Source organism: Rhizobium sp. LCM 4573 (assembly GCF_001854865.1).
Taxonomy (GTDB): Bacteria; Pseudomonadota; Alphaproteobacteria; order Rhizobiales; family Rhizobiaceae; genus Neorhizobium.
Genome location: NZ_MDDW01000001.1, coordinates 169699 through 184283, shown reverse-complemented (window position 1 = coordinate 184283; position 14585 = coordinate 169699). Strand labels below are relative to the sequence as shown.

Genomic DNA, 14585 nt, shown 5'->3' with positions numbered 1-14585 from the left:
GTCGCGAAAAGGCGGAGCGTACCGATAGGCGGTTTCCTGTCATAGACAAGCTGCGGCCGGCGGGATTAAGAGCGGCACGTAACAACGTGCTGCAACGGCCTCATCATAGATGGCGGTTGCGCTGAGGAGACACCATGGCCGATGCAACGATGAAACCCGTAGCGGCTGCCCCTGCCGAAGTGACCGTGTTGCCGATCATCCTGGCAGTCAGCTTCTGCCATATGCTCAACGATGTCATGCAGTCGATGATCTCGGCGATCTATCCGATGCTAAAGGCGGATTTCGGCCTGGATTTCTGGCAGATCGGCATCCTGACGCTGGCTTTCCAGTGCACGGCTTCGCTGCTGCAGCCCGTCATCGGCATCGTGACCGACAAGAAGCCTTTTCCCTATTCTCTTCCGGTAGGCATGGGCTCCACATTTATCGGCCTGCTGATTCTCGCCAATGCCCACACTTACGGCATGCTGGTCTTCGCCGCCTCGCTGGTCGGTATCGGCTCGGCGATCTTTCACCCGGAATCTTCGCGCGTGGCGCGGCTTGCCGCCGGCGGGCGCTATGGTTTTGCCCAATCGGTCTTTCAGGTGGGCGGTAATTTCGGCCAGGCGATAGGACCTTTGCTGGCTGCTTTCATTGTGGTGCCGCGGGGGCAGGGCAGTGTCGCCTGGTTCTCCGTCGCCGCCATGCTCGGCATGCTTATTCTCAGCCGGGTGGCGCGCTGGTACAAGGCGCATATGCTTGCCAATGCCGGCCGCAAGAAGGCTGTCCGGCCGCATAACCTGCCGCGCCGAACGGTGGTGATCGCGCTTACCGTGCTGACGCTGCTCACTTTCTCGAAGAATGCCTACATGGCGAGCATCAGCAGCTACTACACCTTCTTCGTCATCGAGCGTTTCAATGTAACGGTTCAGCAATCCCAGACGATGCTCTTCATCTTCCTTGGCGCAGTGGCGCTCGGGACCGTCATCGGCGGTCCGATCGGCGACCGGTTCGGCTCCAAGGTGGTGATCTGGGTCTCCATCCTCGGCGTGCTGCCGTTCACGCTGGCGATGCCCTTTGCCAATCTGCCGATGACGATCGTGCTTTCGGCGATCATCGGGCTCATCATGGCTTCGTCCTTCCCGGCCATCGTCGTCATGGCGCAGGAACTCGTTCCGGGGCGGGTGGGCATGATCGCCGGCATATTCTTCGGTCTTGCCTTCGGCATGGCGGGAATCTCCGCGGCATTGTTCGGCGTGCTTGCCGACCGGCACGGCATCTCGTTCGTCTATCTCCTTTGCGCCTTCCTGCCGGCGCTGGGGCTGCTGACAGTCTTCCTTCCGGGCAAGAACGCACTGAGGGTTGCCTGAGCGAAATCTTCTTCGGCTTCCACACGGCAAGGATCGCCTTGCCCGTGGTTGCGTTATATGATCCTGTCTTATCCGCAGCGGAACAGGAGAGCGCGATAATGGAATGGAGAGGCCGTCGCCAGTCGAGCAACATCGAGGATAGACGCGGTGTCTCGCCGGGAGGCAGTCCCTTCGGCCGCGGTGGAGGCTTTCGCTTTCCCTCGGGCGGTGGCGGGATGCGCCGCGGGGGAGGCGGTCTCGGCATTGGCGGCATCGTGCTCGTTCTGATCGTCTGCTGGATCGCGGGAATCAATCCGCTGACGATGCTCACCGGCGAACTTTCCACGAATGGCGGCTCCACCCAGCAGCAGACGACCGGCACGCCGGCGGATGACGAGAGCACGGCCTTCGTGCRCACCGTGCTTGCCGAGACGGAAGATACCTGGAACGGCATCTTCCAGGCACACGGACAACAATATCAGGAGCCGACGCTGGTGCTGTTTTCTGGCCAGGTGAGCTCGGCCTGCGGCTTCGCTTCGGCGGCATCCGGGCCGTTCTATTGCCCGGGCGACCGCAAGGTCTATCTCGACACGAGCTTCTTCCGCGAGCTTTCGCAGCGCTTCGATGCGGCAGGCGATTTCGCCGAAGCCTACGTGATCGCCCATGAGGTCGGTCACCATGTTCAGAACCTGCTCGGCATCCTGCCGCGCTTCAACCAGGCGCGCCAGCGCATGAGCGAGACGGAAGCCAACCGCATGTCCGTGCGTGTGGAGCTGCAGGCGGACTGCTTCGCCGGCGTCTGGGCCAAGTTCACCGAGCAGAGGGGAATTCTCGAGCGCGGCGACCTCGAAGAGGCGCTGAACGCCGCCCAGCAGATCGGCGACGATACGCTGCAGAAGCGCACGCAGGGTTATGTCGTGCCCGAAAGCTTCAATCACGGCACATCGGCGCAGCGCATGGAATGGTTCCGCCGCGGTTTCGACACCGGCGATATCAACGCCTGTGATACTTTCGCGGCCAGCATGTGAAAGGCTAAGCCAGCTTGTGAAGGGGCGGGCGTTTGGCCCGCCGCCCGCTTATTTGTACATGCCTTCGCGAAGGTTGATGCCGTATTCCACATAGGCCTTCAACGCGCAGAGCATCTGCGACCAGCCCTGGCAGTTGCCGTAGGAGGCCGCCAATCCGCCGGGTGTTTCCCGCCAACCTTCCTCTGCAATCGTCACCAGCGTGCGGTTGCCGTCCAGAGGTTCGAACGTCATGGTTATCGTCGTCTTGTAATCGGCAGGCGCGACGTTTTCCTGCCCCTGTTCGGCGGGATTGCCGTCTGCAGCATCCCAGCGCAGCACGATCTTCCTGTTCTTTTCCACCTCGACGACCTCAACCGGAAACGCGCCGGGAAAATCGGCGAAATCCCAGGTGACGGTGGTGCCGGTCTCCAGCCGCGCGCTGGCGCCGCCGGTCGTGAAATAGCCGGATAGCTTTTTCGGATCAGCGACAGCCTCGAAAACCTCCTCGATCGGTTTGGAAACCCGGCTGGATACCTTGAATTTCAGTTCCATGGTCCTTCTCCCTTGTTCTCATCTTTATAATGTTATAAAAACATAACATGTCAAGAGAAGACGAAAGCGACAAAATTTTCAAGGCGTTGGCCGCACGCGTTCGCAGGGAGATTCTGGATGAGTTGAAAGATCGACCGCAAACGACGGGCGAACTCTGCGCTAGGTTCTCGCAGATCGACCGCTGTACGGTGATGCAGCACCTGAAGGTGCTGGAAGAGGCGGATCTTGTGATCGCGAAACGCCAGGGCAGGGAAAGGTGGAATCATCTCAACCCGCTGCCGATCAAGTCGATCCACGACAGGTGGATCGGTCCCTATGCTGCACACGCGGTGGAGCTGCTCGGACGGCTGAAATCGGACCTCGAGGGCGACTGATCAGCGGATCAGCAAGGCGCTGCCGTAAAGCCCCGCGGCGAACACGGTATGTGCCACGAAGTTGAGGAGGCGGATCTTATTGGGATTGGGCGTTCTGGATGCAGCCCAGCCGAGCCCGAGACCGGGTTGCATGAGAAACCAGCCGGCGCCTATGGTGACGATACCGAGTATCCAGGCGGGCAAAAAACTCGGCGCGGCAAACCATGCCGGCCCAACGATGAAGGCGAGGATCAGCCCGTACAAAATTCCGACGGCGTAATGTCCGATCCATCCGAGCGCCAGTTCGTTGGCATAAGGTTCGGCATCGGCGATGTTCTCGTGAAACACCTTGCCGCGCCCGAGATGCCAGAACCATCTTCCCGCAGGCGCCCAGTTCGCTTTCGGCTGGTTGAAGACGCGGTGAAGGACGACCGCCCAGATATCCATCAATACGGTCGCGCCGATACCGATCACGACGCCGCGCCAGAAAAGTTCGAACATGGGATGCTGCCCTAGGAAGGAATTATCCCGTTCTACAGCCGGATGGAGATGATTGTCGAGGACCCTTCCAGCCATCCTTTCTGTCGCTGTCCATTGCGCAAACGGGTTGCCGGGCAGCGGGACTTCGACGGCTGATAGCTGATAAGACCGGCCATCAGGCCGGCACCCATTCATCAAAAACTTTGAGATGTTCACGTATTGTTTCGGTTTGGCGCATCGGGTATTTAGGCCAGCCGGCGACGCGGTCGTCCTTGCAGAACATAGCCACTTATTGAGACCTCCGATGCTCGATCCCAAATTCGTTCGCCGCGGCCTTTTCCTCGTTTTCATGATTCTGTTCCTGGACGTGATCGGGATCGCGATCATCATGCCGGTGCTGCCGGCTTTTCTGCAGGAGCTGACAGGCGACGACGTGAGCGCAGCTGCGGTCGACGGCGGCTGGCTGCTGCTCATCTATTCCGCCATGCAGTTCCTGTTCGCGCCGCTGCTCGGTAACCTGAGCGACCGTTTCGGCCGGCGGCCGATCCTGCTTGCGTCCGTCTTCACCTTCGCACTCGACAACCTGATCTGCGCTGCAGCCACCAGTTTCTGGATGCTCTTCGTCGGCCGCGTGCTGGCCGGCATCTCCGGCGGCAGTTTCGCCACTTGTTCGGCCTACATTGCGGACATCAGCAATGACGAGAACCGAGCGAAGAATTTCGGCCTGATCGGCATCGCCTTCGGCGTCGGCTTCACGATAGGCCCGGTCATCGGCGGCCTGCTCGGCGAACTCGGACCGCGCGTGCCTTTCCTCGGCGCCGGGCTCTTATCGCTCGCCAACTTCATCGCCGCCTGGTTTCTGCTGCCCGAAACACTGGAGCGGGGCAATCGCCGCAAATTCGAATGGAAGCGGGCCAATCCGCTCGGAACGCTTCGGCAGATGCGCCATTACCCCGGCATCGGCTGGGTGATGCTGGTCATGTTCCTTTATTGGCTTGCCCATGCCGTCTACCCATCGGTCTGGTCTTTCGTTTCGTCCTATCGCTACGGCTGGAGCGAGGGACAGATCGGCTTTTCGCTGGGTCTCTTCGGCATTTGCGCCGCCGTCGTCATGGGCTTCGTTCTGCCGAAGGTCGTGCCGGTGCTTGGCGAATGGAGAACGGCGGTGCTGGGGCTTTCCTTCTCCTGCATCGGCTTGACCGGCTATGGGCTCGCCTGGGAGGGATGGATTGTCTATGCCGTGATCCTGGGCACGACCATCGAGAACATCGCGGACCCGGCACTGCGCAGCATCGCCGCCGCCAAGGTTCCGCCCTCGGCGCAGGGCGAGCTGCAGGGGGCCATGACCAGCCTAACAAGCCTGACGACGATCATCGGGCCCCTGATCTTCACCCAAGTCTTCAGCAACTTCACCGGAGCCCGTGCGTTGATGGAGTTCGCCGGCGCGCCCTACATTGTGGCTGCCTTCTTCATGCTGGTGGCAATCATCGTCTTTGCGAGCAAAATTTCGTCAAAAGAGGCGGTAGCTGCAGCTTGATTAATCAGTTTTGTTGAACTGGTGCCCAAAAATTTTGCTTGATGGGTGTCGAGGCTTGCTCCCGGTCGAGGGCTTTCCTATAGATTTCGGTACCCGCCGCTCGCCAACGCCTGGAAGCGGCTTTTTTCGTTCTGGAATGGAAGTCCGATGTCTACTCTGGCTCCGAGCCTTTCTGCGTCTGCCGACAATTCCTGGGGTTCGCACATGCGGGCCACTTTCGCGCTCGGCATTCCCTTCATGGGGGCGCAATTGGCCCAGATGGCGATCCACACGACGGATATCATTTTCGTCGGCTGGCTGGGTACGACCGAACTTGCGTCCGTCGTGCTCGCGAGCCAGATGTTCTTCCTCGTGTTCATCTTCGGCACGGGTTTTTCCAGTGCGGTGGTRCCGATGGTCGCCCAGGCGCTCGGCCGCGGCGATTCCGTCTCGGTCAGGCGCTGCGTGCGCATGGGCATATGGGTCGTCCTCTTCTACGGACTGCTTACCGCACCGATCCTCTGGTTTTCCGGCAGTATTCTCGTAAGGCTTGGGCAGGATCCGGAGGTGGCAGCGATCGCACAAGGCTATCTGCGCGTCATGCAATGGGGCATGTTCCCGGCGCTTTTCGTCATGACGGTGCGCAGCTTTCTCGGCGGGCTGGAGCGCGGGCGCATCATACTGTACGTGACGATCGCCATGTTCCTCGTGAACGGCGCGGTCGCCTATGCCCTGATCTTCGGCCATTTCGGGCTGCCGGCGCTCGGAATGCTGGGGGCAGCGCTCGCCTCGCTTAGCGCGAACATTGTCGGCAGTCTGATCATGTTCTTCTACGTCCAGACCCAGCCGGTCACGCGAGCCTATACGATATTCGTGCGCTTCTGGCGCGCCGACTGGGCGGCATTTCGTGAAGTCGTCAGCCTCGGACTGCCGATCAGCTTCACGATCCTTGCCGAGACCAGCCTGTTTTCCGCAGCCTCCCTTCTCATGGGACTTTTCGGCAAGCTGGAACTGGCGGCTCACGGGATTGCGCTGCAGCTTGCCTCTATCGCGTTCATGATTCCGCTGGGGCTCGCCCAGGTTGCCACCGTGCGCGTGGGGCTTGCCTATGGCCGTGAGGATATGCTCGGCGTCAAGCGCGCGGCGGTGGCGGTGCTCGCTGTCAGCGTCTGCTTCACCGCGGCCGGCAGCCTTCTCTTCACAATAGCTCCCCGGCTGCTGGGAGGCCTGTTTCTCGATATCAGCCGGGGCGATGCGGCACAGGTGCTTACCATGGCGGTGCCGCTGATCGTCATCGCCGGCGTCTTCCAGTTGGTGGACGGATTGCAGGCGGTTGGTGCGGGCCTGCTGCGTGGGCTGAAGGATACGCGCATTCCGATGATCCTGGCGCTCATCGCCTATTGGCCGATCGGCTTCAGTTGCGCCTGGCTGTTCGGCTTTCCGCTCGGCTTCCGGGGGGAGGGCGTCTGGTTCGGCTTCGTGACCGGCCTTGCCGCGGCTGCCGTATTCCTATGCGGACGCTTCTACATCCTGGTGCAGAAGGAAAGCAAAGCGGCCCACTGATATCAGCGGGCCTAAAATACCAGCAGTTCCGGCGGGTCAGGCCGCGAGGAGTTCGGCTGCGGCGACGGGCGTATAGAAGCCGATCATGGATTCGACACCGAGACGTCTGCTCAAGGCCTGCCGGTCGATGCCTGCTTCCGCATCCGATCTTGCGACTGCCGCGATGACCGGCTGAAGAACGTTCTCATTTTCGAACTGGAGAATGGTGATGAGGTTGAACGGGCCGGGACCGGAATTCCGTTCCAGAATGAGATCGTCGATGTAGCCCGGCTGCTTGCGAATGACCTCATGCGTCCTTTCGACAAGCCTCATGAATTCGTCGCGTGCATCGTTCGGTACCGAGAAACTGTTGACCCGGACGACACGTGCCTCTTGTGCATTGCTCATATGAAAAACCCCTGCTCGATTGAACAGGGGCATTTGTGCGACCTCAAGTAAGGTTAAGGTCAATAGGCTGTGCGGAAAAAATCCGCGGCAGCAGGATCAACGCTCGGCCAGCGCCGGATCTCCCTTTTTCTCGCGCACCATGTTGATGAAACGGCGGAAGAGATAGTGGCTGTCCTGCGGGCCGGGGGAAGCTTCCGGATGATGCTGCACGGAGAAGACCGGCTTGCCGGCGACACGCAGGCCGCAATTCGTGCCGTCGAAGAGCGAAATGTGAGTCTCTTCAACGCCTTCCGGTAGGGACTTGGAGTCGACCGCGAAGCCATGGTTCATCGAGACGATCTCCACCTTGCCGGTCGTGTGATCCTTGACGGGGTGGTTTGCGCCATGATGGCCCTGATGCATCTTCTCGGTCTTCGCCCCGAGTGCGAGGCCGAGCATCTGGTGGCCGAGGCAGATGCCGAAGGTCGGGATATCGGTCTTGACGATTTCCCGGATGACGGGAACGGCGTATTCGCCGGTGGCTGCCGGATCTCCGGGGCCGTTCGAGAGGAAGATGCCGTCCGGTTTCAGCGCCAGGATGTCTTCGGCAGACGTTTGCGCCGGGACCACCGTCACCTTGCAGTCGAGGCCGGTAAAGAGGCGCAGGATATTACGCTTCACGCCGTAGTCGACGCAGACGATGTGGTATTTGGCGTCTTCCGGCTTGAGTTCGTCATAGCCTTCGTTCCAGACCCAGGGCTTCTGCGTCCATTGGGAGGATTGGCCGGAGGTCGCTTCCTTGGCGAGGTCGAGGCCTTCGAGGCCGCTCCAGGCCTTGGCTTCGGCCTTCAGCGCCTCGATATCGAACACGCCGTTCGGGTCGTGCGCGATCACCGCGTTCGGCGCGCCCTTTTCGCGGATCCAGGCGGTGAGCGCCCGAGTATCGATGCCGGAAAGGCCGATGATGCCGCGCGACTTCAGCCAGGCGTCGAGGTGCTTGCCGGCGCGATAGTTGGACGGGTCGGTGATATCGGCCTTGAAGATCACGCCGACCGCGCCGCGCCGCGCGGCGGGCGTCAGGTCTTCGATGTCCTCGTCATTGGTGCCGATATTGCCAATATGCGGAAAAGTGAAGGTGACGATCTGGCCCAGATAGGAAGGGTCGGTCAGGATTTCCTGGTATCCGGTGAGCGCCGTGTTGAAGACGACTTCCGCCGGCACCTTGCCCGTCGCGCCGATCCCGGTTCCTTCGATGACGGTGCCGTCGGCAAGGACGAGCAGGGCGGTGGGCTTGTTGGTGGTCCAGGGGGAGGTGCCCGGTGTGCCAGGGGTCGCGGTCATGTCTATCCTTCTGCCCGATCGGCCCGCCACTTGAAGAAGCGGGCTTAAGGGGCCATTTATGGTCGCAGGAAAGGGCGCGCGGAAAACTCCGGCGCAAGCCCTGAAATCTAAATCTCGTGCAGGTGCCGGAAAATAGACAAAGCGGGCGAGGCGGTCAATCTCGCGGCCGGAAGAATCCGATGGGATTTTGCCTCATCGGAATCAAGGGCTTGGCGAAAGTGAATTGATCGGTTCCCCTTGCTGATCTAAGACAACGGCGTGAATGACAAGGAAAAGCCACAATTCACAGACCTGCGGGTGGCTTTCCCAAGGAGCTGAAAGACAATGATGCGCGACAAATTCTCCAATGCGCTCAAGGATGCAATGAAGGCAAAGGATGCCCGCCGGCTTTCGACCGTGCGGCTGATCCAGACGGCCATCAAGGATCGCGATATCGCCAATCGAGGCTTGGGCAAGGACCCGGTCAGCGACGAGGATATCCTGCAGATCCTCCAGAAGATGGTGAAGCAGCGCGAAGAGTCGGCCAAGATCTACGAGGATGCCGGCCGCGCCGAGCTTGCCGCACAGGAGCGCGAGGAAACCGAGATCATCAAGAGCTTCATGCCCGAGCAGCTTTCGGAAGATAAAGTGCGCGAGCTCTGCCAGTCCGTCATTTCCGAGACCGGCGCCCATGGCCTACGCGACATGGGCAAGTGCATGAATGCGCTCAAGGAAAAATATCCGGGCCAGATGGATTTCGCCAAGGCTTCGGGTGTCGTCAAGGACATGCTGAAGTAATCTTCGTGAACTAAGGCCGAACGAATGAAGGCAGGAATCCTCGCGGGTTCCTGCCTTCTGCTCTTCAGTAGCGCCGGCTGACAGCGGACTTACCGCCGGCTGCAGTTGGGCTGGCGGATGCGGACGCCCACCCTCATGAAGAGCAAGGGCGTTCGCTTAAAGCGGGCGGTGGCAGCTCGGCGCTTCTCTTCGCAAGCAAGCTAAGCTCGGGAAAAGCGGACTTTCAAATTACAAAAAGATAATGTTCGCAATGGCTTTCCTGCCGTAAATTTGCCGAAAGTCCGCGTAGGAACGAAGCGCCGAAGCGAGGCCGGGCCTGTGAATAGCGGGAACTGCCCGCCTTGAAGATGGCATTCCTCTCCCGTGCCGCGTATATGAGAATTCGGCCCCAGAGGTGAATATGCGCTTTTCCAACAGCTTTCTCGACGAGATACGCGACCGCGTGCCGATTTCGGCGGTGGTCGGCCGCCGAGTCACGTGGGATCGCAAGAAGACCAATGTGTCTCGCGGTGACTATTGGGCCTGCTGCCCGTTCCATGGGGAAAAGAGCCCGAGCTTCCATTGCGAAGACCGCAAGGGGCGCTATCACTGCTTCGGCTGCGGCGTTTCGGGCGATCACTTCCGTTTTCTCACCGAACTCGAAGGCTTGAACTTTCCGGAAGCAGTGCAGCAGATCGCGGACATGGCCGGTATCGCCATGCCGCAGCCGGACCCGCAGGCCGAGAAGCGCGAAAAAGAGCGCATGTCGCTGCTCGATGTCATGGAGACGGCGACCCGCTTTTTCCAGGATCAATTGCAAAGCGCCATTGGCGCCAAGGCCCGCGCCTATCTGCGTGATCGCGGCCTGACGGCGCGAACGATCGAGACTTTCCGGCTGGGTTATGCCCCGGAAAGCCGCAACGCGCTCAAGGAATTTCTCGCCGGCAAGGGCGTTGCAAAGGAGCAGATCGAGGCTTGCGGGCTTGTGGTGCATGGGGAAGGGATCTCGGTTTCCTATGACCGGTTCCGGGACCGCATCATGTTCCCGATCCTTTCGGCACGGGAAAAGGTGATCGCCTTCGGCGGCCGCGCCATGTCGCCGGATGCTCCCGCCAAATACCTGAACTCCAACGAGACGGAACTCTTCCACAAGGGGCAGGTGCTTTACAATTTCACCCGCGCCCGGCGTGCAGCGCAGGGCGGCCCCGGAAAAGGTGAGGGTGGCACGATTATCGCCGTCGAAGGCTATATGGACGTTATCGCGCTTCATCAGGCCGGCATCGAGAATGCGGTCGCGCCGCTTGGCACGGCGCTCACCGAGAACCAGCTCGAACTCCTCTGGCGCATGACGCCGCAGCCGGTTCTCTGCTTCGACGGAGACGGTGCGGGCCTTCGGGCTGCGAACCGTGCTGCCGATCTCGCCCTGCCTTTCCTGAAACCGGGCCGTTCCGTGCGTTTTGCCCTTCTGCCGGATGGCAAGGACCCGGACGATCTGGTTCGCCACGAAGGCCGCTMGCCCTTCGACAAGGTCATGGCGGAGGCGCGTCCTCTTGCCGACATGATCTGGCAAAGGGAGGCGGCGGGAAGCAGTTTCGACACGCCGGAAAAGCGCGCCGAGCTTGAGGCGCGGCTGAAGCAGGTGGTTTCGGTGATCGCCGACGAGAATGTGCGCCGCCATTACCAGCAGGATATCCGCGAACGGCTGAATGCGTTCTTCGCGCCGGCGCCGCGCGGCAATGACCGTGGCCGGGCCTTCCCGCGGGGCGGACGGCAGGGCGGAGACGGTTTTGCCGGGCGCGGTGCGCAGACTTCCGGACGGGCGGTCGGTATTTCCGATCGGCTCGCCCGCTCGGGTCTGGTGCGCGGCTATCGCGATCTCCCGGCGCTGAGGGAAAGCGTGCTGGCGCTCACCGTCGTCAATCATCCGCAGCTTCTACTGGAGGATTATGACGAGATCGCCGCGATCGATTTCGAAAACCGCGACCTGCAGCGCTTCTGGTCGGCGGTGCTGCCGGCTGCCGCCCAGGCCGGAGGCAGCATTTCCCGCGATCATCTGGTGGAGCGGCTTTCCGGCGAGGGATTCGGCGAGCTTTTGAAGATGCTGGAGCAACAGGTGCGCAATGCGCGGCTCTGGACGGCGACGCAGGAAGCCGCGCCCGAGGATGCCCGGGAGGGGTACCGCCAGGCGCTTTCGCTTCACAAGCGGACCAAGGCCCTGCGTTTCCAGAAGATCGAGCTCGAACGCGAAATAGCGGAAGCGACCGAGGCGGGCGATGCCGAGGAGATCGAGCCGCTTTTGAGAGCGCTTTCGGAAGTGCAGCTCGAAATCCTGCGGATGGAAAACCAGGAGGCCATCATCGATGGTTTCGGCGTGCTTTCCGGCCGGGTGAAGGGCGCGGCGGTCAGCCACGGCTAAGCCGCTTTCTTTTTCCTTGCACCTTGTCCCACGGCTCGCCCGCAATAAAATGCCGCTGAAACAAGGGAGGAACCAGATGCGTGTTTCCGGTAGTTGCCATTGCGGCAATATCGCCTTCGAGGCGGAAGGCGAGTTCGACAAGGCGATGGAGTGCAACTGTTCCATCTGCAGGAGGAAGGGCGCGCTGCTGRCCTTCGTGCCGCGCAACCAGTTCGAACTCACGACGCCGCGCGAAAATCTTTCCAGCTACCGGTTCAACAAGCACATCATCGCACATTATTTCTGTGCCAATTGCGGAATTGCTCCCTTCAGCGAGGCGAGCGCGCCCGACGGCACGGAAATGTCGGCCATCAACCTGCGCTGCGTGCCGGAGATCGATCTGGCGGCGCTGGAGATCACCCAATACGACGGCGCGAGCCGCTGATACCCGCCGAAATGCGGTGCGGCAGTCATTGTGCGGGTGCGAACCCTTGTCTTTCCGGCGCTTGCGCCTACATATCCGGCAGTTGATGAGTGTACCCCAAAAGCCGGCGTAGGTAGCTTTTTCCACTTTTCGTGGGCAAAGCCCGTGGAAAAGCTTGACGGAACGTTAATTTGTGGGAATCACCATTTCAGGCAGAAAAGGCGGAGTGGGTCAAGCACACCAACGTGTCCGATTGTCACGGACGGACGGTCTTGCGATAGAGCGACCGCCTGCGTGGTAATTGGTAGTTAAAGGTCATTCCGTTACGTGTTGAGCAGTGATTCGCGGTGAAGGCGAGAGTGTCGCCTTGAGCCGGCGACCACGGACCGCGGCGAAGTGGGTTCAGGGAAAGTGGCGAAATACATGGCAACAAAAGTCAAAGAAAACGAAGAAGCAGAAACCGAGCGCGAAGGCACGCAGGATGGTCCGCTTCTCGATCTTTCTGACGACGCAGTCAAGAAGATGATCAAGGTCGCCAAGAAGCGCGGCTATGTGACAATGGACGAGCTGAATTCGGTCCTGCCCTCGGAAGAAGTCACTTCCGAGCAGATCGAGGACACGATGGCGATGCTCTCGGATATGGGCATCAACGTCGTCGAAGACGAGGAAGCGGAAGACGCTACCGGCGGCGACGAGGAAGACAGCGACGACGGCGACAGCGAGAGCGAGGGCGGCGAGCTTGCCCCGACCGCGGGCACCGCGCTGGCAACTGCCAAGAAGAAAGAGCCGACCGATCGGACCGACGATCCGGTGCGCATGTATCTGCGCGAAATGGGTTCGGTGGAGCTGCTCTCCCGCGAGGGCGAAATCGCGATCGCAAAGCGCATCGAGGCCGGCCGCGAAACCATGATCGCGGGCCTCTGTGAGAGCCCGCTGACCTTCCAGGCGCTGATCATCTGGCGTGATGAGCTGAACGAAGGCACGACGCTGCTGCGCGAGATCATCGACCTCGAGACCACCTACTCCGGTCCGGAGGCCAAGGCTGCGCCGCAATTCCAGAGCCCGGAAAAGATCGAGGCCGACCGCAAGGCCGCGGAAGAGAAGGAAAAGGCCCGCAAGGCACGTATGGCGGCTGCCAATGACGACGACATCACGGCCGTCGGCGGCGAAGCCATGCCCATCGAAGAGGAAGAGGAGGACGATGACGAGTCGAACCTTTCTCTTGCCGCGATGGAGGCGGAGCTGCGTCCGCAGGTCATGCAGACGCTCGACTTCATCGCCGATACCTACAAGAAGCTGCGCAAGCTGCAGGACCAGCAGGTGGAGGCGCGCCTCTCCTGCACCGGCACGCTCTCTTCGGGCCAGGAGCGCCGCTACAAGGAGCTGAAGGATCAGCTCATCACGGCGGTGAAGTCGCTGTCGCTCAACCAGAACCGCATCGACTCGCTCGTCGAGCAGCTCTACGACATCTCCAAGCGCCTGATGCAGAACGAAGGGCGGTTGCTGCGGCTTGCCGAATCCTACGGTGTCAGCCGCGACAGCTTCCTGGAACAGTATCAGGGCGCGGAACTGGATCCGAACTGGATGAAGTCGATCGCCAATCTTTCCGCCCGCGGGTGGAAGGAATTCGCGCGCGCCGAGAACAACACGATCCGGGAAATCCGCCAGGAGATCCAGAACCTCGCCACGGAAACCGGCATATCTATTGCCGAGTTCCGCCGCATCGTTTCGATGGTGCAGAAGGGCGAGCGCGAGGCACGTATCGCCAAGAAGGAAATGGTCGAGGCAAATCTGCGTCTCGTCATCTCCATCGCGAAGAAGTACACGAACCGCGGCCTGCAATTCCTGGATCTTATCCAGGAAGGCAATATCGGCCTCATGAAGGCGGTCGACAAGTTCGAATACCGTCGCGGTTACAAGTTCTCGACCTATGCGACATGGTGGATCAGGCAGGCGATCACGCGATCGATCGCCGACCAGGCCCGCACGATCCGCATTCCGGTGCACATGATCGAGACGATCAACAAGATCGTCCGCACATCGCGCCAGATGCTGCACGAGATCGGCCGCGAGCCGACGCCGGAAGAACTGGCGGAAAAGCTTGCCATGCCGCTCGAGAAGGTGCGCAAGGTGCTGAAGATCGCCAAGGAGCCGATCTCGCTCGAAACCCCGGTGGGCGACGAGGAAGATTCGCATCTCGGCGATTTCATCGAGGACAAGAACGCGCTCCTGCCGATCGACGCGGCCATCCAGGCGAACCTGCGCGAGACGACCACTCGCGTTTTGGCTTCGCTCACGCCGCGCGAGGAGCGCGTGCTGCGCATGCGCTTCGGCATCGGCATGAATACCGACCATACGCTGGAAGAAGTCGGCCAGCAGTTCTCGGTTACCCGCGAGCGTATTCGTCAGATCGAGGCGAAGGCGCTGCGCAAGCTGAAGCATCCGAGCCGCAGCCGCAAGCTGCGCAGCTTCCTGGATAGCTAAGCGAACAGCCACTTAAAAACGAA

The 14585-nt window shown here is 60.8% G+C and carries 13 protein-coding genes; 9 read left to right on the top strand and 4 right to left on the bottom strand.

Annotation, left to right across the window (positions count from 1 at the left end; all coding sequences use genetic code 11):
• Positions 1-134: 134 nt before the first annotated feature.
• Together LCM4573_RS00935 and LCM4573_RS00930 are read left to right on the top strand one after the other, a co-directional pair.
• Complete coding sequence (locus LCM4573_RS00935) at positions 135-1346, top strand: MFS transporter (protein ID WP_083347264.1); 1212 nt, start codon at positions 135-137, stop codon at positions 1344-1346.
• A 98-nt stretch (positions 1347-1444) separates the two neighbouring features.
• Positions 1445-2353 carry a neutral zinc metallopeptidase gene (locus LCM4573_RS00930; protein WP_071003982.1) on the top strand — a complete coding sequence of 303 codons (909 nt, stop codon included), beginning with the start codon at positions 1445-1447 and terminating at the stop codon, positions 2351-2353.
• Positions 2354-2401: 48 nt separating this feature from the next.
• Here the strand turns inward: LCM4573_RS00930 and LCM4573_RS00925 are convergent, their stop codons facing one another.
• Positions 2402-2884: an SRPBCC family protein gene (locus tag LCM4573_RS00925; protein WP_071003981.1), complete on the bottom strand. Its 483-nt coding sequence runs from the start codon at positions 2882-2884 to the stop codon at positions 2402-2404.
• Between the two features lie 47 nt (positions 2885-2931).
• Here LCM4573_RS00925 and LCM4573_RS00920 point away from each other — a divergent pair, with 47 nt between their 5' ends.
• Positions 2932-3258: a helix-turn-helix transcriptional regulator gene (locus tag LCM4573_RS00920; RefSeq protein WP_071003980.1), complete on the top strand. Its 327-nt coding sequence runs from the start codon at positions 2932-2934 to the stop codon at positions 3256-3258.
• Here LCM4573_RS00920 and LCM4573_RS00915 read toward each other — a convergent pair whose 3' ends face one another.
• Complete coding sequence (locus LCM4573_RS00915) at positions 3259-3738, bottom strand: DUF2938 domain-containing protein (RefSeq protein ID WP_071003979.1); 480 nt, start codon at positions 3736-3738, stop codon at positions 3259-3261.
• 283 nt (positions 3739-4021) lie between these two features.
• Between LCM4573_RS00915 and LCM4573_RS00910 the strand changes: the two genes are divergently transcribed.
• Both LCM4573_RS00910 and LCM4573_RS00905 read left to right on the top strand, forming a co-directional pair.
• A complete protein-coding gene (locus tag LCM4573_RS00910) occupies positions 4022-5254 on the top strand; it encodes a TCR/Tet family MFS transporter (RefSeq protein WP_071003978.1) in 1233 nt (410 codons plus the stop codon).
• Between the two features lie 147 nt (positions 5255-5401).
• Positions 5402-6796, top strand: a complete 1395-nt coding sequence (locus tag LCM4573_RS00905) for an MATE family efflux transporter (RefSeq protein WP_071003977.1) — start codon at positions 5402-5404, stop codon at positions 6794-6796.
• 36 nt (positions 6797-6832) lie between these two features.
• On the opposite strand, the gene LCM4573_RS00900 is transcribed toward LCM4573_RS00905, so the two are convergent.
• On the bottom strand, positions 6833-7183 hold the full coding sequence (locus LCM4573_RS00900) for an antibiotic biosynthesis monooxygenase (protein WP_071003976.1): 351 nt from the start codon (positions 7181-7183) through the stop codon (positions 6833-6835).
• A 96-nt stretch (positions 7184-7279) separates the two neighbouring features.
• Positions 7280-8503, bottom strand: a complete 1224-nt coding sequence (carA, locus tag LCM4573_RS00895; protein WP_071003975.1) for a glutamine-hydrolyzing carbamoyl-phosphate synthase small subunit — start codon at positions 8501-8503, stop codon at positions 7280-7282.
• Between the two features lie 327 nt (positions 8504-8830).
• Here carA and LCM4573_RS00890 point away from each other — a divergent pair, with 327 nt between their 5' ends.
• The 4 genes from LCM4573_RS00890 to rpoD all read left to right on the top strand — a co-directional run bounded on the left by LCM4573_RS00890 (position 8831) and on the right by rpoD (position 14562).
• Positions 8831-9280, top strand: coding sequence for a GatB/YqeY domain-containing protein (locus tag LCM4573_RS00890; RefSeq protein WP_198539681.1), 450 nt, complete (start codon positions 8831-8833; stop codon positions 9278-9280).
• A gap of 400 nt (positions 9281-9680) precedes the next feature.
• A complete protein-coding gene (dnaG, locus tag LCM4573_RS00885; RefSeq protein WP_071003973.1) occupies positions 9681-11675 on the top strand; it encodes a DNA primase in 1995 nt (664 codons plus the stop codon).
• A gap of 76 nt (positions 11676-11751) precedes the next feature.
• A complete protein-coding gene (locus LCM4573_RS00880; RefSeq protein WP_071003972.1) occupies positions 11752-12099 on the top strand; it encodes a GFA family protein in 348 nt (115 codons plus the stop codon).
• Positions 12100-12501: 402 nt separating this feature from the next.
• Complete coding sequence (gene rpoD, locus LCM4573_RS00875; RefSeq protein ID WP_071003971.1) at positions 12502-14562, top strand: RNA polymerase sigma factor RpoD; 2061 nt, start codon at positions 12502-12504, stop codon at positions 14560-14562.
• Positions 14563-14585: the final 23 nt, after the last annotated feature.

Coding starts and splice junctions, on each gene's coding strand:
- LCM4573_RS00935 (WP_083347264.1), top strand. CDS start 135: ATGGCCGATGCAACGATGAAACCCGTAGCGGCTGCCCCTGCCGAAGTG.
- LCM4573_RS00925 (WP_071003981.1), bottom strand. CDS start 2,884: ATGGAACTGAAATTCAAGGTATCCAGCCGGGTTTCCAAACCGATCGAG.
- LCM4573_RS00920 (WP_071003980.1), top strand. CDS start 2,932: ATGTCAAGAGAAGACGAAAGCGACAAAATTTTCAAGGCGTTGGCCGCA.
- LCM4573_RS00915 (WP_071003979.1), bottom strand. CDS start 3,738: ATGTTCGAACTTTTCTGGCGCGGCGTCGTGATCGGTATCGGCGCGACC.
- LCM4573_RS00910 (WP_071003978.1), top strand. CDS start 4,022: ATGCTCGATCCCAAATTCGTTCGCCGCGGCCTTTTCCTCGTTTTCATG.
- LCM4573_RS00900 (WP_071003976.1), bottom strand. CDS start 7,183: ATGAGCAATGCACAAGAGGCACGTGTCGTCCGGGTCAACAGTTTCTCG.
- carA (WP_071003975.1), bottom strand. CDS start 8,503: ATGACCGCGACCCCTGGCACACCGGGCACCTCCCCCTGGACCACCAAC.
- LCM4573_RS00890 (WP_198539681.1), top strand. CDS start 8,831: ATGCGCGACAAATTCTCCAATGCGCTCAAGGATGCAATGAAGGCAAAG.
- rpoD (WP_071003971.1), top strand. CDS start 12,502: ATGGCAACAAAAGTCAAAGAAAACGAAGAAGCAGAAACCGAGCGCGAA.